At 72.4% G+C, this 16,925-nt stretch carries 18 protein-coding genes and 1 pseudogene; 6 read left to right on the top strand and 13 right to left on the bottom strand.

Annotated elements, in window-relative coordinates:
- The first annotated feature begins 47 nt into the window (after nt 1-47).
- Nucleotides 48-719 (top strand): nucleotidyltransferase domain-containing protein, encoded by a 672-nt coding sequence (locus AQJ54_RS12905; protein WP_062238586.1) that lies wholly within the window; start codon nt 48-50, stop codon nt 717-719.
- On the opposite strand, the gene AQJ54_RS12900 is transcribed toward AQJ54_RS12905, so the two are convergent.
- The 4 genes from AQJ54_RS12900 to AQJ54_RS12885 form a co-directional block, all read right to left on the bottom strand.
- Nucleotides 701-1,906 carry a GTP-binding protein gene (locus tag AQJ54_RS12900; RefSeq protein ID WP_062237209.1) on the bottom strand — a complete coding sequence of 402 codons (1,206 nt, stop codon included), beginning with the start codon at nt 1,904-1,906 and terminating at the stop codon, nt 701-703. The two genes, AQJ54_RS12905 and AQJ54_RS12900, sit on opposite strands and share 19 nt — an antisense overlap.
- 6 nt (nt 1,907-1,912) lie before the next feature.
- The gene (rpmF, locus tag AQJ54_RS12895; protein WP_062029644.1) at nt 1,913-2,083 is read right to left on the bottom strand and encodes a 50S ribosomal protein L32; all 171 of its coding nucleotides are present in this window, start codon (nt 2,081-2,083) and stop codon (nt 1,913-1,915) included.
- Between the two features lie 91 nt (nt 2,084-2,174).
- Nucleotides 2,175-2,585, bottom strand: coding sequence for a hypothetical protein (locus AQJ54_RS12890; protein ID WP_062029646.1), 411 nt, complete (start codon nt 2,583-2,585; stop codon nt 2,175-2,177).
- A 47-nt stretch (nt 2,586-2,632) separates the two neighbouring features.
- A complete protein-coding gene (locus AQJ54_RS12885) occupies nt 2,633-3,172 on the bottom strand; it encodes a hypothetical protein (RefSeq protein ID WP_062029648.1) in 540 nt (179 codons plus the stop codon).
- 226 nt (nt 3,173-3,398) lie between these two features.
- Between AQJ54_RS12885 and AQJ54_RS12880 the strand changes: the two genes are divergently transcribed.
- Nucleotides 3,399-3,890, top strand: a complete 492-nt coding sequence (locus AQJ54_RS12880; RefSeq protein WP_062029649.1) for a phosphatase domain-containing protein — start codon at nt 3,399-3,401, stop codon at nt 3,888-3,890.
- Nucleotides 3,891-3,896: 6 nt separating this feature from the next.
- On the opposite strand, the gene AQJ54_RS12875 is transcribed toward AQJ54_RS12880, so the two are convergent.
- Nucleotides 3,897-4,112 (bottom strand): dodecin, encoded by a 216-nt coding sequence (locus AQJ54_RS12875; RefSeq protein WP_020135180.1) that lies wholly within the window; start codon nt 4,110-4,112, stop codon nt 3,897-3,899.
- A 280-nt stretch (nt 4,113-4,392) separates the two neighbouring features.
- Between AQJ54_RS12875 and AQJ54_RS12870 the strand changes: the two genes are divergently transcribed.
- Entirely contained in the window at nt 4,393-5,568 is a 1,176-nt protein-coding gene (locus AQJ54_RS12870) for a MalY/PatB family protein (protein ID WP_107121084.1), read from the top strand.
- 73 nt (nt 5,569-5,641) lie between these two features.
- Here AQJ54_RS12870 and egtD read toward each other — a convergent pair whose 3' ends face one another.
- Genes egtD through egtA form a run of 4 tightly spaced genes read right to left on the bottom strand, consistent with a single transcriptional unit; the run spans nt 5,642 to nt 9,994 of the window.
- Nucleotides 5,642-6,604 (bottom strand): L-histidine N(alpha)-methyltransferase, encoded by a 963-nt coding sequence (egtD, locus tag AQJ54_RS12865; RefSeq protein WP_062237206.1) that lies wholly within the window; start codon nt 6,602-6,604, stop codon nt 5,642-5,644.
- Complete coding sequence (egtC, locus tag AQJ54_RS12860) at nt 6,601-7,374, bottom strand: ergothioneine biosynthesis protein EgtC (RefSeq protein ID WP_062237204.1); 774 nt, start codon at nt 7,372-7,374, stop codon at nt 6,601-6,603. Before egtC ends, egtD begins: the two co-directional genes overlap by 4 nt.
- Nucleotides 7,374-8,708, bottom strand: coding sequence for an ergothioneine biosynthesis protein EgtB (egtB, locus tag AQJ54_RS12855; RefSeq protein ID WP_062237201.1), 1,335 nt, complete (start codon nt 8,706-8,708; stop codon nt 7,374-7,376). Before egtB ends, egtC begins: the two co-directional genes overlap by 1 nt.
- The gene (gene egtA, locus AQJ54_RS12850) at nt 8,705-9,994 is read right to left on the bottom strand and encodes an ergothioneine biosynthesis glutamate--cysteine ligase EgtA (protein ID WP_062237199.1); all 1,290 of its coding nucleotides are present in this window, start codon (nt 9,992-9,994) and stop codon (nt 8,705-8,707) included. Before egtA ends, egtB begins: the two co-directional genes overlap by 4 nt.
- Before the next feature lie 241 nt (nt 9,995-10,235).
- Here egtA and AQJ54_RS43435 point away from each other — a divergent pair.
- A pseudogene (locus AQJ54_RS43435) lies at nt 10,236-10,550 on the top strand (poly(ADP-ribose) glycohydrolase domain-containing protein); the annotation flags it as partial.
- Nucleotides 10,551-10,607: 57 nt separating this feature from the next.
- Nucleotides 10,608-11,465 (top strand): TIGR02452 family protein, encoded by an 858-nt coding sequence (locus AQJ54_RS12845; RefSeq protein WP_428843794.1) that lies wholly within the window; start codon nt 10,608-10,610, stop codon nt 11,463-11,465.
- A 3-nt stretch (nt 11,466-11,468) separates the two neighbouring features.
- Here the strand turns inward: AQJ54_RS12845 and AQJ54_RS12840 are convergent, their stop codons facing one another.
- The 4 genes from AQJ54_RS12840 to AQJ54_RS12825 form a co-directional block, all read right to left on the bottom strand.
- Entirely contained in the window at nt 11,469-11,915 is a 447-nt protein-coding gene (locus AQJ54_RS12840; RefSeq protein WP_020135174.1) for a type II toxin-antitoxin system PemK/MazF family toxin, read from the bottom strand.
- 108 nt (nt 11,916-12,023) lie between these two features.
- Nucleotides 12,024-13,499, bottom strand: coding sequence for an SPFH domain-containing protein (locus AQJ54_RS12835; RefSeq protein WP_062237197.1), 1,476 nt, complete (start codon nt 13,497-13,499; stop codon nt 12,024-12,026).
- A gap of 133 nt (nt 13,500-13,632) precedes the next feature.
- Complete coding sequence (locus AQJ54_RS12830; protein WP_028809216.1) at nt 13,633-13,851, bottom strand: hypothetical protein; 219 nt, start codon at nt 13,849-13,851, stop codon at nt 13,633-13,635.
- A gap of 25 nt (nt 13,852-13,876) precedes the next feature.
- Complete coding sequence (locus AQJ54_RS12825) at nt 13,877-15,301, bottom strand: amidase (protein ID WP_062237195.1); 1,425 nt, start codon at nt 15,299-15,301, stop codon at nt 13,877-13,879.
- Nucleotides 15,302-15,530: 229 nt separating this feature from the next.
- Here AQJ54_RS12825 and AQJ54_RS12820 point away from each other — a divergent pair, with 229 nt between their 5' ends.
- On the top strand, nt 15,531-16,910 hold the full coding sequence (locus AQJ54_RS12820) for a glycoside hydrolase family 43 protein (protein WP_062238583.1): 1,380 nt from the start codon (nt 15,531-15,533) through the stop codon (nt 16,908-16,910).
- The last annotated feature ends 15 nt before the right edge of the window (nt 16,911-16,925 follow it).

Raw genomic sequence — 16,925 nt, 5'->3', positions numbered from 1 at the left:
CGGAAAACCGGGTGACCCGCATCCGCGCAGGTCAGCACAATGGCCGGGTGACCGTCCAGAACATCCTGCTCTCCGGAATCGTCGGCTCGACCGCGTACGGACTCGCCCGCGAGGGCTCCGACACGGACCGGCTCGGCATGTTCGCCGCGCCCACCGAGTCCCTGCTCGGCCTGCACACGCCGAGGGAGTCCCATGTCACCACGTCCCCGGACCGCACCCTGCACGAGGCGGCCAAGTGGTGCCGGCTCGCCCTCGGCGGCAACCCGACCGTGATGGAGCTGGTGTGGCTGCCCGGCGAGCTGTACGAGGTGCGCACCCCGCTCGGTGACGAACTCATCGGCATCCGCGGGGCGTTCCTGAGCGCGCCGCGGGTCAAGGACGCTTATCTCGGGTACGCCGCCCAGCAGTTCAGGAAGCTGGAGAGCCGCGCGGGCGACCACCGCACCGCCAAGCACGCCCGGCACCTGAAACGGCTGTGCCACCAGGGCCTGGAGCTGTACACCACCGGACAGCTCACCGTGCGCGTCGAGGACCCCGAGGAGTACCACCGCTTCGGGGACTCCGTCGCCGCCGACCCCTCCTGCGCGCGGTCGCTGCTCGCCCGCTACGAGAGCGCCTTCGCCGAGAGCCGCAGCGCGCTGCCCGACCGGCCCGACGAGGCGCCGGTCGAGGCATGGCTGCTGCGCGTGCGCGCGGAGTTCTACGCCACGGCGGCGTGAGCCTGCGCTTCGACGGTCTGAGCGTGCGCTTCGGCGGTCTCGTGGTCGCAGGTGCCGTCGACGCCGTACGTCTCCCAGGCGGGGAAGGGGTCCACGCGCGGGTGGCGTTCGTCCGGGGCCATGAGGCAGTCGGCGAGCGCCGCGTGCAGCGCCCCCGGTTCCAACTGCGTGCCGATGAAGACGAGTTCCTGGGCGTAGGGCGCCTCGGCGTCCCGGGCCGCGGACGGCTCGAAGCGGGCCACCGCACCCGCCTGTGACCACAGGCCCGTCACCCGCGGGCGGCTGGCCAGCGTGAAGAAGCCCTTCGAGCGCAGGATCCGCCCGTACGCCCCGCTGTCCAGGCCCTCGGTGACGAAGTCCCACAACCGGCCCGGATGGAAGGGGAGTTCGGAGCGGAACACGGTCGAGGAGACGCCGTACTCCTCGGTCTCGGGGATGTGCTCGCCGTTGAGCTCCTGGACCCAGCCCGGTGCCTGCTGGGCGCGCTCCAGGTCGAACAGGCCGGTGCCGAGGACCTGTCGCAGGTCGACGCGGGCGTGCTCGGCCTCGACGATCCGGGCGGCCGGGTTGAGCCGTAGCAGAGCCGCGCGCAGCCGGGCGGCCTCGGTCGCGTCGACCAGGTCGAGCTTGTTGAGGACCAGGACGTCCGCGAACTCGATCTGGTCGACGAGGAGATCGCTGACCGTGCGTTCGTCGTCCTCGAAGGGGGCGAGGCCGCGCTCGGCGAGTTCGTCGCCCCGCTCCAGCTCGGGCAGGAAGTTGGCCGCGTCCACGACCGTGACCATGGTGTCGAGCCGGGCCACGTCCCCGAGGGTGGCGCCGTCGTCGCGGGCGAAGGCGAAGGTCGCGGCCACCGGCATGGGTTCCGAGATGCCGGAGCTCTCGATGAGCAGATGGTCGAAACGGCCCTCGCGGGCCAGTCGGTCGACCTCTTCGAGGAGATCGTCGCGCAGGGTGCAGCAGATGCAGCCGTTGGTCATCTCGACCAGACGTTCCTCGGTCCGCGAGAGGGCGGCCTCGCCGCCGCGCACCAGCGCCGCGTCGATGTTGACCTCGCTCATGTCGTTGACGATGACGGCGACCCTGAGCCCCTCGCGGTTGGCGAGGACGTGGTTGAGGAGCGTCGTCTTGCCCGCTCCGAGGAAGCCGGACAGGACGGTGACGGGCAGGAGGCGGTCGTACGGCACGAGGTCTCAGCCCTCGGGGCGCAGCAGGCCGCGCTCGTACGCCCTGACCAGGTTCTGCGGGACGAGATGGGTGACCCCGTCGACGGTGACGGGCGCCAGCTGGGCGGTGGTGGCCTTCCACTGCGAGCGGCGGTGGCGGGTGTTGCTGCGGGACATCTTCCGCTTGGGTACGGCCATGACGGGATCCTCCTCGGTGCCGGGGTGAGCACCGAGGACGCTACATGAAAATGGATCCCATTAACAGTTGGGCCGCACAGCGCCTTGGCTTTCAGCGGCGGCGCCGGGACCGGACCCTCGCCTCCCGGGGCGGTTCGATGAACTGGAGCTCCAGCGTCAGCGGCGGCTCGGCGACCCCGGGGCCGCCCGCCGCGGCCCACCGCACGACCTCCTCGGTGGCCTCGTCGTCCGTCACGAACCCGATCCACGCGGCCTTGGCACCCGCCCGGCGCCCTGCGGCGGAGGGCCGTACGACGATGACGTTCGACTGGTCGCAGGGGCCCAGGCAGTCCGTCGTCCGGACCTGGAAGCCGTGCTCGGCGGCCCCGGCCCGCAACAGCTCCAGCTGCCAGGCGTGGTCGGTGCCGGGGTTCTTGCGGGCGTCCCCGCAGCAGCAGCCGCGGCACACCACGAGTGTGCAGGGGGCGGAGCCGGTCAGGAACGTACGGGGCGTCGAGGACATGGGAGAAGCATGCGGCCTGCACCGATCACGGGGTGCGGGCGGGGTGCCTAGAACTCCGGCTGCCAGGGCAGGACCCGGTAGTCGCCCGTGCCCTTCTTGACCTTCTCGAACGGCGCCGAACTCACGCACCTGGGAAGGCCGTTCGTCTCCACCGGTGAGCCCGTCGAAGCCCAGCTGTAGCCGAGCCGGTCGTGGCGGCCGAGGTCGTGGACGGTGACGCCGACCCGCTTGCCCTTGGCGCCGGGCAGGTCCGACTCGGTGATGACGCCCGAGACCACGGCCACCTCGCCGCCGGTCAGGAGGCAGTCGACCTTCGCCTTCGCCCAGGCGCCGTCACCGTGGAGGTAGTGACTCCACCGGAAGGTGCCCGTGGCCTTGAGCGGGTTGTCGACGTCCTTCGCCGCCAGGTGGGCGTCGAAGGAGAACGTGATGTCCTCGGCGGTCGACCGGGACAGCTTCGCGGTGCCGGTGAGGGCGGCGGCCTCCCGCCGGTGGTCACCGGAGGCGGAGGCGGCGGTCGATCCCGCCAACGCGGCGGTGAGCAGGAGTGCGGCACCCAACACGGCAGTCCTTGTACGGCGGTTCATGCCCGTCCTCTCGGTGGGTTGCTCGGACGGCTCCCACTCTCCCGGTGCGACGCCCCTGCCACATCACGCCAGAGGCGGCATCGGAGGTCCGTCTCCGGACGGGAGGTCACTCGCCTTCTGCGCCCCGAGGCGGACCTCCGGGTACGACCGGGGTCGCGCACGGGGGCGGGTGCCGCGCGGCGCGTGCCCCGGGAGCGCGCAGGCGGCCGGGGCTAGGGTTGAGTCCGTGACCGACAGTGACAAGCGCCCCGTCGCCGTGTTCGACCTCGACAACACCCTGGCCGACACCGCCCACCGGCAGCGGTTCCTGGAGCGCAAGCCGCGCGACTGGGACGCCTTCTTCGCTGCCGCCCCCGAGGACCCGCCGATCCCGGAGGGCATCGCGCTGGTGCTGGCCAGCGCAGAGGAGTGCGAGATCGTCTACCTCACCGGCCGGCCCGAGCGCTGCCGCCGCGACACGCTCGCCTGGCTCGCCGCGCAGGGGCTGCCCGAGGGGCGGGTGCACATGCGGCGCAACGACGACCGGCGGCCCGCCCGGCTCACCAAGCTGGAGATCCTAAAGCGGCTCGCGCGCACCCGTGACATCCGGGTCCTGGTGGACGACGACGAACTGGTCTGCGCGGACGCGGAACGGGCCGGGTTCTCCGTCGTACGGGCACGCTGGACCGCCCCTTCCGCGGCGCTGAAGACGGCGCAGGAGCGGGAGGGGCGGACCTGAGCGCCGTCAGTCGGATTCCTCGAGGCGGAAACCGACCTTGAGGCCGACCTGCCAGTGCTGGACCTGTCCGTCCTCGATCTGCCCCCGCACCTGGGTCACCTCGAACCAGTCCAGGTTGCGCAAGGTCTGCGAGGCGCGGCTGATGCCGTTGCGGATCGCCTGGTCCACCCCGTCGGGCGAGGTGCCCACGATCTCGGTGACCCGGTAGGTGTGGTTCGACATACGGATGCTCCTCTCCGCCGTGACAGCGGCGTCACGCGTCACTCCACCGTGCCCCAGCCCGCGCGGTAACGCGAGTCCGCTGCGCTGGGCTTGGGCCGGGCGCCTGTCCGGGTACCGGGTTCGGTCGTCGGGCGCCTGTCCGGGTACCGGGTTCGGTCGTCGGGCGGGTGCGGGTGCGTAGTGGCTTGTCGCGCAGTTCCCCGCGCCCCCGGGTGAGTGCAGTCGGCCCGCGCCACGAACGGGCCACCGGGTCGGCGCCTACCGTGGGTTCATGGACGGTATGCCGCACGACATCCCAGCCCCCGACACCCCGAACCCGCTGCGGGCGCTCTCCCTGGAGCGGCTCCGACGGCGTACGAGCATGAAATGGCGGACCTACCCCGAGGACGTGCTGCCGCTGTGGGTCGCCGAGATGGACGTGCCGCTGGCCGAACCGGTCGTGCGGGCCGTCCGGGAGGCGATGGAGCTGGGGGACACCGGGTATCCGGCCGGGACGGCGTACGCCGAGGCGCTGGCCGCCTTCGCCGCCGAGCGGTGGGCCTGGGAGGGGCTTGCCGTGGAGCGTACGGCGATCGTGCCCGACGTGATGATGGGCATCGTCGAGATGCTCAAGCTGGTCTCGGGACCGGGTGACCCGGTGGTCGTCAACTCGCCCGTGTACCCGCCCTTCTTCCCGTTCGTCGAGAACATGGGACGCAAGGTCGTCGAGGCTCCGCTCGGCGCGGACGGCCGACTCGACCTCGGCGTCCTGGAGGACACCTTCGGACGGCTGAGCGCGGGCGCGGGACGGCCCGCATACCTGCTGTGCAGCCCCCAGAACCCCACCGGTGCCGTGCACACCGCCGACGAGCTGGCCGCCGTGGCGGCGCTGGCACGGACGTACGGCATTCGGGTCGTCGTCGACGAGATCCACGCCCCGCTCACGGCGCCCGGCGCGAACTTCGTGCCCTACCTCTCCGTACCGGGCGCGGAGAACGGGCTGTCGCTGCTGTCGGCCTCCAAGGCGTGGAACCTGGCCGGGCTCAAGGCCGCCGTGGCCGTCGCCGGGCCCGAGGCGGCCGACGACCTCGCCCGCCTGCCCGAGGAGGTCGGGCACGGACCCAGCCACGTCGGAGTCCTCGCCCACACCGCCGCACTCCTGGAGGGCGGCGCCTGGCTCGACGCCCTGCTCCGCGGCCTCGACGACAACCGCCGGCTCCTGGCCGGCCTCCTCGCCGAGCACCTGCCCGCGGTGCGCTACACGCCGGGCCAGGCGACGTACCTCGCCTGGCTGGACTGCCGCGCACTCGGCCTCGGCGGCGATCCCGCCGAGGTCTTCCTGGAGCGCGGCCGGGTCGCCCTGAACTCCGGCATCCCGTTCGGCACCGGGGGCGAGGGGTTCGTCCGGCTGAACCTGGCGACCTCTCCCGAGCTGATCACCGAGGCGGTCCGCAGGATGGCCAGCGCCCTCGGCTGACGAGGAGAACGGCGAGCGGGCCTTCGACCGACGAAGGGGACCCGAGGGCCCCCTTCGTCACCTGCCGCTACCGCTACCGCACCACGCTCAGCGACAGCGCGAACCGGCCCTCGCCGTCCGTCCACCAGTGCGCCAACTCAAGCCCGGCGGCGGAGAGTTCCTCCCGGACGCCGTCCTTGCGGAACTTCGCCGAGATCTCGGTGTGCAGCTCCTCGCCCGCCGCGAAGTCCACGGCCAGGTCGAGCGCGGGCACCTTCACGGTCTGGTCCGTGCGCGACCGCAGCCGCATCTCGATCCACTCGTTCTCCGCGTCCCACAGGGCCACGTGGTCGAAGGCGCCGGGATCGAAGTCGGCGTCCAGTTCGCGGTTGACGACCGTCAGGACGTTCTTGTTGAACGCGGCCGTCACCCCGGCCGCGTCGTCGTACGCCCTGACCAGCACGTCCTCGTCCTTGACCAGGTCCGTGCCGAGCAGCAGCGCGTCGCCCGGCGCGAGCAGGGCGCGCACCGAGGACAGGAACGCGGCGCGCTCGGCCGGCAGCAGATTGCCGATCGTGCCGCCGAGGAAGGCCAGCAGACGCGGGCCCGGCGTGTCCGGCAGGCTCAGACCGGCCGTGAAGTCGGCGATCAGCGCGTGCACGCTCAGCTCGGGCCGCTGGGCGATGAGCGCGTGCCCGGCCTGGGTGAGCGCGCTCTCGCTGACGTCGACCGGGACGTACGTGTGCAGCCCGGTCAGTGCGTCGAGCAGAAACCGGGTCTTCTCCGAGGAGCCCGAGCCCAGCTCGACCAGGGTGCGGGCACCGGTCGCCGCGGCGATCTCACCGGACCGCGCGACGAGGATCTCCCGTTCGGCGCGGGTCGGGTAGTACTCGGGCAACTCGGTGATCTGCTCGAAGAGTTCACTGCCGTGGGCGTCGTAGAACCACTTCGGCGGCAGGGTCTTGGGCGTGTGCGACAGGCCCTTGAGGACGTCGGCGCGCAGGGCGGCCTCGGTGGCGTCCTCGGGCAGGGTGCGGGTCAGAAGGAACGGACTCACGTGCGGGGCTCCTTGAGTGGTTCCAGGGACTTGAGGGGGGTCAGCAGCACGTCGGTGCGGCTCGCCGCGAGGAGCGTGCGGTCGGGTACCTCCTGCCAGTGCGGATCGTCGTCGTACGGCTCGGAGGCGACGACCGTGCCGAGGCCGGCCCGCTGGAGGTACCAGAGGGTGTCGCCCCAGGCGGTCGCGGCGATGGACTCGCCGTTGGTCAGCAGCAGGTTGAGCCGGGAGCCGGGGGCCGCCTCGGCGACTTCCAGGACCGTGTCGGCGAGCGCCTGGCCCTCCTCGTCGCCGCCGCGCAGCCGGTTGAGGACCAGGGCCCACACGAACGCCGAGTCGTTGCGGGCCTCCATCGACAGCAGGTCCGCCGGGGGCACGGTCCCGGTCAGCGGAGCCAGGGAGTCCGGCCAGCCCTTCACCGCGCCGTTGTGGCTGAACAGCCAGGGCCCCGAGGCGTACGGCGCCGCCGCGGCCTCGGCGTCGGCTCCCGCCAGGGTCGCGTCCCGTACGGCGGCCAGGACCGCCGGGCTGCGCACGACCCGGGCGAGGTCGGCGAACGACAGGTCGGCCCAGATGGGCCCGGCCCGCCGGTACCGGGCCGGGACAGGATCGCCCTCGGCGTACCAACCGACGCCGAAACCATCGGCGTTGACGGTGCCGTGCCGTTGCCGGCGCGGCGCCCAGGACTGCCGGTACAGGCTGTGCGGGGGCTCCACGAGGAGCCGGCCGAGCGGCTCCTCGGGTCCCAACCACGCCAGATGACGGCACATCAGGCGGACCCCGCGGAACGGGCGGTGCGGAAGCCGGAGAAGATCTGCCGCCGGATGGGGTAGTCCCAGTTGCGGAACGTGCCCCGGCAGGCGACCGGGTCCACGGCGAACGAACCGCCGCGCAGCACCTTGTGGTCGGGGCCGAAGAACACCTCCGAGTACTCCTTGTACGGGAACGCCTGGAACCCCGGGTAGGGCTCGAAGTCGCTCGCCGTCCACTCCCACACGTCACCGATCAACTGCCGTACCCCGAGCGGCGACTCGCCCTCCGGGTAGCTTCCCGCGGGGGCGGGGCGCAGGTGCCGCTGGCCCAGGTTGGCGTGCTCGGGCCGCGGGTCGGCGTCGCCCCACGGGTAGCGTGTCGAGCGGTTCCCGGCCGGGTCGTGGCGGGCCGCCTTCTCCCACTCCGCCTCGGTGGGCAGCCGCCGGCCGGCCCAGCGGGCGTAGGCGTCGGCCTCGTACCAGGACACGTGGACCACGGGCTCGTCCGGCGGCACGACCTCGGTGACGCCGAAGCGCCGGCGCAGCCACTGCCTGCCGTCCCGGCTCCAGAACAGCGGGGCGTGGATGGAGTGCTGCCGGATGTGCGCCCAGCCCGCCGGCGCCCACCAGCGCTCGGTGTCGTAGCCGCCGTCCTCGATGAACGCCTGGTACTCGGCGTTCGTCACCGGTGTGGTGTCGATCCAGAAGGCGTCCACCTCCCGCCGGTGCGCGGGGCGTTCGTTGTCCAGCGCCCACGGCTCGTCGGAGGTGCCCATGGTGAACGGGCCCCCGGGGACCAGGACTTCGGCCGGGCCGGTGAACAGCGGGGCCGGTTCCGGGTCCGGGGCGGTCAGGGCCGCGGGGCCCTTGCGGAGCTGATGGGTGATCAGCATCGTCTCGTCGTGCTGCTGTTCGTGCTGCGCGATCATCCCGAAGGCGAACCCGGCCTCGGTGAGCCGGGTCCCGTGCAGCGCGGTGCCCTCCAGGATGTCGAGGACCCGCCCGCGCACCTCGGCCGCGTAGCGCCGGGACTCCGCGGGGGACAGCAGGGGCAGCGAGGGGCGTTCGGAGCGCGGGTGCTCGAAGGCGTCGTAGATGCCGTCGATCTCGGGCCGTATCGCCTCCTGGCCGCCGACCGTCCGCAGCAGCCACTGCTCCTCCTGGTTGCCGATGTGGGCGAGGTCCCACACGAGCGGCGACATCAGCGGCGAGTGCTGGGCGGTCAGGTCGGGTTCCTCGACGCAGCTGGTGAGGAGCGTCGTGCGGTCCCGGGCGGTGACCAGGGTCGACACCGCCCGCTCACGGAAGGACTCGGGGTCCTCGACCGAGGGGGCGGTGGTGGGGTCGGTCATGTGCGGATTTCCTTCCCGAGCGAACCGTGGGTGCGGTCCAGCAGATCGTCGGCGGGGCAGCGGCCCCGGATCACATAGCGGTGCAGATACGTTTCGACGGCGCCGATGACCTCGGCGCCCGCGCCCAGCCGGGGCAGGCCCTCCAGGGCCGCCGTGAAGCACACCACGGCCGCCTCCCGCAGCTCCGGGTCGGTGAGCCCGTGCCGGGCCGCGTCGATCCACAGCGGATTGTGCGGGGCGGGCAGGGACAGGGTGCGCTCGGCGAGCGGCTTCACCGCCCGGTAGGCCGTCTCGGCGGTCTCCGGGTCGTCGAAGAGCGCCGCCGTCACCGCGAGCGGGACGATCCAGCCGTCCTCGCCTGGCTGTGCGTCGATCATCCGCAGTTCGAGATGGCCGCGCGGCCTGACCGGCGGGAACAGCGTCGAGACGTGGTAGTCGAGATCCTCCCGGGTCGGCTGCCGGGGCACGCCCGACCTGGCCCACTGCCGGAAGGTGAGCCCCTCGGGGACGTCCCAGGGGCCGCCGTCCCGCCGTATGCACATCACCGGCGCGTCCAGGACGTGCCGGGCCCAGGCCGCACGGGGGTCGGCGTCCAGGTCGGGGCCGCCCGCCCGGCCCTTGCCGATCTCGGTCCACAGCAGCTGGCGGGTGGAGAGCCAGCCGGTGGGCTCGGAACCCGCCAGGGGCGAGTTCGCGAAGGCGGCCACCAGGACGGCGCCCAGCTGGTGCGCCAGCCACCAGCGGCGCCCGAGGCCCAGGGGACCGGGCTCCTCGTGGCCGGCGTCCACGCAGACCTGCACGGAGGCCGAGGTGCACATCATGGCGCGGCCCGCCGGGCCGGTGCGGTCCAGGCAGGTCTCCATCGCGTCGTAGCGCGGTTCGCGGAGGTATCTGCGGGGCGGGTGCCAGGGGTCGTGGCCGAAGCCGACGAGGCCCAGACCCTGTTCGGCGAGGGCCGTGCGGACGGCGGCGAGGTCCGCGGAGACGGTGTCGATGCACTCCGTCAGGGAGTCGGCGGGCTGGGAACTCAGCTCCAGCTGGCCGCCCGGCTCGACGGTGAGTGCCGACTTCAGGGGCACGGTCCGCAGTGCGGCGTAGGCGGCCGTGAGTCGTTCCGGTGTGACGGGGAGCTGCGGACCGCGCAGCTCGTGGACGAGCCATTCCAGTTCCACCCCGATGCGGCGGGGTGGACCGGTCTTGAAGCAGATGCCGCGGACCAGGGCCTCCAGCTCTGCTTCGCGGAGCGCCGTACGAGGGTTCGTACAGTCGCCGATGGAGTCGGACATGTCGGGATCCTCCTGAGATTCCACCATGCCACCGGTCCGGGGATCAGGTGGGTCGGACCGGCAACGCTCGTCCCACCCAAGACCTTCTTCCCGTTCCGCACAAGGGTGCACATCCGCGCATTAGGGGCCGTGGAGCACTGTTCTCCCTGGGTTTTCGAGGCGTTTTCCGGCTGTGGCGGGCGTTTGAAACTCTGTTGCACCGCCACCCCAGCATCACCCACGATTCCCGCATGAGCACGACGGGGGAGACCGCACGGCGTGCGGTCATGGCGTCCACGGGGGTGGCGCCATGAGCGCACGGCTGCGCGGCATCGCGCAGGAGACGGAACGGATCGTCGCGGCGGGACGCTATCGGGCGCCGGACGGGCGCGAGGTGCTCCTGGCCGCGGACATCGAGACGGCGCGGGCGGGGACGCGGATGTACGGCCCCGGGCCGGTGGAGGTGCCCGCCTTCACTCCGGCGGCGGGCTTCGGTCCAACGGCGGGCTGCGCTCCTGCGGACACGTTCTTCGAGGTCACGGGGGAGAGCAGTCTGGAGGCGGCGCGCCGGTTGGGCGAGGGCGGTCTGAAGGCGGCCCGGAGGTCGGGCGAGGGTGGCCCGGGTGCGGGCCGGCTGTTGGGTGACGCCTCTGCCTATCGGGCGGCCGAGCCGCTTGCCGGGGGTTCTGCTGCTCGGGCGGCCGAGCCGCTTGCCGGAGGTTCTGCCGTTCGGGCGGCCGGCCGGCTTGCCGGGAATTCTGCCGTTGGGGCGGCTGCCCCGCCTGCCGGGGGCTCCGGCGCGGGGTCGGCCGACCCGCTCGCCAGGGGCTTCGGCGCGGGGCCGGCCGACGTGCCTGCCGGGGGCTCCGCCGCAGGGTCGGCCGACCCACCTGCCGGGCGCGTGGCCGTGCTGAACTTCGCCTCGGCTCGCAACCCGGGCGGTGGCTTCCTGAACGGTGCCCAGGCCCAGGAGGAGGCCCTGTGCCGGGCTTCCGCGCTGTACACCTGCCTGCTCAAGGCCCGCGAGTTCTACGACCACCACCGCGCCCACCGCGACCCGTTCTACACGGACCGGGTCATCCACTCGCCTGCCGTGCCCGTCTTCCGGGACGACCACGGCCGTCTGCTGGACTCGGCGCACCTGGTGGGCTTCCTGACGGCGGCGGCGCCGAACGCCGGGGTGGTGCGGCGGACGGCACCCGAGCGGGTGGCCGAACTGCCGCGGGCCCTCGCGGTGCGTGCCGAGCAGGTGCTGTCGGTGGCCGTCGCCGCGGGCTACCGGCGACTGGTGCTGGGCGCCTGGGGCTGCGGGGTGTTCCAGAACGACCCCGCTCAGGTGGCGGGGGCGTTCCGGACCCTGCTCGCCCCGGGCGGCCGGTTCGCGGGGGCCTTCGAGCACGTGGTGTTCGGGGTGCTCGACCGCACCCCGGGTGCGGTGGTGCGGGAAGCGTTCGTACGGGCGTTCGCCGAGCGGCAGCCGGCCCGGAGCTGACCGTCAGGTCCAGCCGTACCGCTCGTGCAGCCGCTGCCTGACCAGGTTGAAGCGGCCCCGGTCCAGGGCGCAGGCCTCTCGGCGCATGCCCTCCTCGTGCAGGCGCAGGACGCGGTCGACGTCCACCCAGGAGTCCCGCCCGGTGCGGTCCCAGGGTCCGCTGCCGATGGCGACCCACTCCCGGTCGCCGTCGTGCCGCTTGCTCGACAGCTGGACGGCGAGCACGGTGCCGGCCGCCTCGCGGGCGACCACGAGCACGGGCCGGTCCTTGCCGCGGCCGTCGTTCTCCTCGAAGGGCACCCAGGTCCACACGATCTCCCCGGGGTCCGGGTCCCCGTCGTGCGCGGGGGAGTACTCGGTGCGCACCGGGCCGACCTCGCGCGGGTCGGCCTCGGTGGTGGCGGTGGCGCCGAAGCGGCCGGGGACGTTCTCATCGGTAGACGCAGTCACGGGGGCACCTTATGGCGTCCGCGGGACAGGGGGAGAAGCGCGGTCCGTCGAACGGACGAAGCGGCGGCCCGGGACCCATTCTTCCAAAGGCCCCGGACCGCCAGTCCCTTACTCCTGAACCGGTACCTTCTGCGCGGGCGGCGCGGCGACGCCGTTCAGCGAAGTGCCGTTGACGTGCTGTCCGTTCTGGTTCATCGACGCCAGCAGCTGACGGGCCAGGCCCAGCCCCGTGCCGCCCATGGTGAGCGCCTTGGCGAACATGTCCGCCATGCCGTCGGCGCCGTTGAGCACCACCATGTTGTCGACGTTGCCGAACGCGGACGCGCCCGCCTTGACGATCTCCGGCCAGTTCTCGGCGAGTTGTTGGGCGACGACCGCTTCCTGGTTCTCGGCGAGCGCGGCGGCACGCGCCTTGATGGCCTCCGCCTCCGCGAGACCCTTCGCCTTCGCGGCCTCCGCCTCGGCCAGACCCCTGGCCTGGGCCGCCGCGGCCTCCGCCTCACCCGTGGCCCGGGTGGACGCCGCCATGGCCGCACCGCGCGCCTTGGTCGCCTCGGCCTCGGCACCCGCCGCCGTCTTGACCCGGGTGGCCTCCGCCGCCGCGGCGAGCTCGGTCTCCCGCGCCTTGGCCTCGGCCCCGGAGATCCGCGCGTCACGCTCGGCCTCGGCGAGCGTCCGCTTCTCGTAGGCCTTGGCGTCCGCCGGCTTGCGGACGTCCGCCTGGAGCTGCTGCTCCCGCCGGTGCGCCTCGAGTTCGGCGACCCGGGTCTCCTGGACGACGACCTCCTGCCGGGCCCCGGCGTCCGCGAGCGGACCGGCCTGACGCGCCTTCGCGGCCGCCTTGTCCCGCTCGGCCTGGTAGCCGGCCTGGAGGATCTCGCTGTCCCGGGTGGCCTCCGCCATCCGTGCGAACGACTGCTGCTCGGCCTCGGTGGCCAGCCGGTTCGCCTCCGCCTGCGCGATACGGGCATCGCGCTGAACGGCCGCCGCGTGCGGCATCGCCAGGTTCTGGATGTACCCGGTCGGGTCCTCGATCTCATGGATCTGCAGGGAGTCGACGATGAGCCCCAGCTTCTCCATCTCCGTGCCGCAGGCGGCCCGGGTCTGCCCGGTGAGCTTCTCCCGGTCGCGGATCATGTCCTCGACGGTCAACCCGCCGACGATGGACCGCAGATGACCGGCGAACACGTTGTGCACCCGCTCCGACATCAGCTTCTGCTGGTCGAGGAAGCGCCGCCCCGCGTTGGCGATCGACACGAAGTCGTCGCCCACCTTGAAGATGACCACGCCTCGCACCTTGAGCGGAATGCCCTGGTGGGTCACGCAGTCCACATGCAGTTCGGTCTCGTTCAGGTCGAGCGAGAGCTTGCGCACCGCCTGCACACCGGGCAGCACCAGCGTGCCGCGCCCGGTGACGATGCGGAATCCCATGCCCGCCTCGAGGCCCTCGGTCTTGTGGTTCGAGCCCGAGATGATCAGTGCCTCGTTGGGTTCCGCGACACGCCACATCAGTTTGAACAGACCGATCACAGCGGCGACGGCCGCGACGGCCACCCCCGCAACGACGCCGACAACCATCGGCATACGCCCCCTTTTAATGGTGCCCTTTCGGCACCGAACGAAGGGAGTGTGCGCCTGTTGGAGGCCAGGGTGAAGACGCTGGGGAATCCTTGTCGAAACCTTGATACAAACGCCCCTCACCTGCGCATTGACAGGCTCAACTGTCATAGGCGGGCTGTACGTAGACCGTTCTCGGCGGCAGGTGCTCCACCACCATCACCACGGTGCCCCGCTCGATCCGCTCCGTGCCGGTGGCGGGGTAGGCGAGGAAGTGCTCGGCGCCGCCCCGCACCCGGACGATCACCTCGCCGACGAGCCCCGGCCCGACCGTCCCCGTGACCCGCCCCATGAGCCCGACCATCGACGCATCGTCCATGGTCACAGGGTACGGGCGGGCGCCGTCACGCGGCGGGTGAATCCACCGCCGCCCACCCGGGCGGCCAGACCTCGTGCCAGCGCAGCTCCGCCTCCAACTGCCCCGCGAGCGACAGCAGAAGCGGTTCGCTGTTCGCGGGCCCGAGCAACTGCGCCCCGACGGGCAGCCCGTCCCCGACGAACCCGGCGGGGACGTTGACCCCGGGCCAGCCCAGCACGTTCCACGGCCACGCGTAGGGGCAGGCCGCGATCATCGCCCGGTCGGTGGCCAGCCCGCCCAGCTCCAGCATCGCCCCGACGCGGGGCGGGGGAGCCGCGGTGGTCGGGGCGAGGACGACGTCGTACGACGTGAAGAAGCCGCCGATACGGCGGTGCAGGACCGCCTCCGCGCGCCGCGCCGCCCGGAGCGGCACCCCGCCGAGCAGCCCGCCCAGCCGGGCCGCCTCCCGGGTACGGCGGTCCAGGAGGGTGGGGAAGGGCGCCTCCCGCACGCGCTCGGCGAGCCCGGCCGTGGCGCGCGGCACGAAGGTGAGCCCGATCTGCCCGTACGGCGGATCGGCCTCCTCGACGGTGTGCCCCAACGCGGCGAGTTTCTCGGCGAGTTCGAGGACCCGGGCCCGCACCTCCGGCCGGAGCCGGGCGGGCAGTGCGGTGAACGGCGGCTTCAGGGCGAGTGCGATGCGCAGCCGTCCGGGGTCGCGGCCGACTGCCGCGCCGGCGTCGACGGCGGGCGGCCGGTGCGGGTCCAGGGGATGGTTGCCGCTCGCGGCGTCGAGGAGCAGGGCCGCGTCGGCGACCGTGCGGGCGAGCGTGCCGTTGACGGTGATGCCCTGGAAGGACTCGCCGCGCGGCCAGGTGGAGACGCGGCCGCGCTGCGGCTTGATGCCGACCAGGTGGGTCCAGGAGGCGGGGATGCGGACCGAACCGGCCCCGTCGGAGCCCAGGGCGGCCGGCACCAGACCGGCGGCCACGGCGGCGGCGGAGCCGCCGGAGGAGCCGCCCGGGGTGTGTTCGGGGCTCCACGGGTTGCGGGTCGCGCCGAAGGCGGGGCCCTCGGTGAACGGCCACTGCCCGAACTCGCAGGTGTTGGTCTTGCCGACGATCACGGCCCCGGCCGCGCGCAGCCGCCGTACCGCCTCGCCGTCCCGGGTGACCGCGGGGAACTCGCCCCGGCAGCCGAACGCGGTCGGTTCGCCCGCCACGTCCATGTCGTCCTTGACGGCGACGGGCACGCCGAGCAGCGGTGTGCGCACGCCGGCGGCGAGGTCCCGGTCCGCCGCTGCGGCCTCGACCAGGGCGGCCTCGGTCCGTACGATCCGGAAGGCGTTGAGGGTGTCCTGGGAGGCCTTGATCCGTGCCAGGGCCCGTTCGACGAGGGACACGGAGGTGAGTTCGCCGTCGGCCAGCGCCCGGGCGGTCTCCGCCAGCCCGGCGGAACGCTCGTACGTCATACGGGACACCTCCGGGCTCCAGGACGGGCCGACGCCGTCTACTGAACGGTAACGTCGGAAAGCGCTTCGCCGGAACGGGGGTTGTACGCAACAGGGGTTACCCAGGGGATTGACGTGCTCTGGTCACCCTCTTACCGTCTGACCGACTTCCCGAACTCTGTTCGGGATATCGGACAGTGGAGCCGCATCCATGTCCGGCGTCGCGTCCTTGTTCAAGGGAGAGCCGCCCGTGACCACACGTCCCCCCACGCCGTCCCGCCGCACCCTGCTCCGCGCGATGGCCGCCCTGCCCGCCTCGGCCGTCCTGGTGGGCGAACTGCCCGGCACGGCCCTCGCCGCCGCCCCGCCCAGCGGCTCCGCCACCCGCTACACGATCGTGCCGTTCCTCAACAGCAACGACGGCACGGTGAACGTCTACCAGTCCGACGACGCCACCGACTTCCGGCTGCTGAAGTCCTCCGCCTACACGCCGCCGAGCAACAGGATCCGCGACGCGAGCGTCCTCAATCACACCGACGGCTTCTACTACCTCACCTACACCACCCACACCTGGCAGGACGTCAGCACCACCATCGGCTTCGCCCGCAGCTCCGACCGGGCCAACTGGACCTTCCTGTACGACTACACGGTGCCGATCGCCAACCTGTCCCGCGCCTGGGCGCCGGAGTGGTTCGTCGACAGCGACGGCAGCGTGAACGTCATCGTGTCCTGCTCGCTCACCAGCAACGAGTGGATCTTCACGCCATACCGGCTCAGGGCGACGAACTCGGCTCTGACGGCCTGGAGTTCACCGGTGGCCCTGTCCGGCATCGGCGCCAACCACATCGACACGTACCTCGTGAAGTCCGGCTCGACCTATCACGCGTTCACGAAGAACGAGACGACGAAGTACATCGAGTACGCGACGGCGTCCTCGCTCAACGGCCCCTACACGATCTCCAGAACCGGCGACTGGGCAGGCTGGGGCAGCTACCGCGAGGGCCCGTCGGTGATCCAGCTCGACAACGGCGGCTGGCGGATCTTCTTCGACGGCTACGGCGACGGCAGCTACTACTACAGCGACAGCTACGACACCTTCGCCACCTGGTCGGCCCCGACGGCACTGCCGGTGATCTCGGGCACGGCCCGCCACTTCACGGTGGTCAAGGAGACGGTGTCCGGCGGCCCTTCGCTGGCGAGGAACGTGACGCGCTCCTTCCGGTCGGCCAACTACACCACCCGGTACTGGCAGAACCAGTCCTCCCTGCTCAACCTCCCGGTGGTGACCGGCTCCAGCACATCCGCCGAGAAGACGGCGTCCACCTTCACCGTGGTCGCGGGACTCGCCGACCCGAACGGCTACTCCTTCCGCGACTCCTCCGGCAACTACCTCCGCCACTGGGACTTCCGCGCCCGCTTCGACGCCAACGACGGCACCTCGACCTTCGCCAAGGACGCGACGTTCATCGCCCGCACGGGCACGGCGTCGGGCTCGATCCGCTGGGAGTCGTACAACTACCCCGGCCGCTACCTCCGCCACTACGACTACCAACTCCGCGTGGACCGCACGGACGGGACGGAGCTTTTCCGGCAGGACAGTTCGTTCGTGCCGGTGGCCGCCTGGGCCTGAGCTGCGCGGTCGCTG

Origin of the sequence: Streptomyces griseorubiginosus (assembly GCF_001514195.1) — a bacterium.
In the GTDB taxonomy this organism is placed as follows: domain Bacteria; phylum Actinomycetota; class Actinomycetes; order Streptomycetales; family Streptomycetaceae; genus Streptomyces; species Streptomyces griseorubiginosus.
Note: the sequence above shows the minus strand (reverse complement) of the source record. Positions and strands in the feature narration are given on the sequence as shown.

What these genes read in the sequence shown, in the direction of transcription:
- egtC (WP_062237204.1), bottom strand. Translation starts at nt 7,374, where the DNA reads ATGTGCCGTCATCTGGCGTGGTTGGGACCCGAGGAGCCGCTCGGCCGG.
- egtA (WP_062237199.1), bottom strand. Translation starts at nt 9,994, where the DNA reads ATGTCCGACTCCATCGGCGACTGTACGAACCCTCGTACGGCGCTCCGC.
- AQJ54_RS12825 (WP_062237195.1), bottom strand. Translation starts at nt 15,301, where the DNA reads ATGACGTACGAGCGTTCCGCCGGGCTGGCGGAGACCGCCCGGGCGCTG.
- rpmF (WP_062029644.1), bottom strand. Translation starts at nt 2,083, where the DNA reads ATGGCCGTACCCAAGCGGAAGATGTCCCGCAGCAACACCCGCCACCGC.
- AQJ54_RS12835 (WP_062237197.1), bottom strand. Translation starts at nt 13,499, where the DNA reads ATGCCGATGGTTGTCGGCGTCGTTGCGGGGGTGGCCGTCGCGGCCGTC.
- egtB (WP_062237201.1), bottom strand. Translation starts at nt 8,708, where the DNA reads ATGACCGACCCCACCACCGCCCCCTCGGTCGAGGACCCCGAGTCCTTC.
- AQJ54_RS12870 (WP_107121084.1), top strand. Translation starts at nt 4,393, where the DNA reads ATGCCGCACGACATCCCAGCCCCCGACACCCCGAACCCGCTGCGGGCG.
- AQJ54_RS12885 (WP_062029648.1), bottom strand. Translation starts at nt 3,172, where the DNA reads ATGAACCGCCGTACAAGGACTGCCGTGTTGGGTGCCGCACTCCTGCTC.
- AQJ54_RS12830 (WP_028809216.1), bottom strand. Translation starts at nt 13,851, where the DNA reads ATGGACGATGCGTCGATGGTCGGGCTCATGGGGCGGGTCACGGGGACG.
- AQJ54_RS12890 (WP_062029646.1), bottom strand. Translation starts at nt 2,585, where the DNA reads ATGTCCTCGACGCCCCGTACGTTCCTGACCGGCTCCGCCCCCTGCACA.
- AQJ54_RS12875 (WP_020135180.1), bottom strand. Translation starts at nt 4,112, where the DNA reads ATGTCGAACCACACCTACCGGGTCACCGAGATCGTGGGCACCTCGCCC.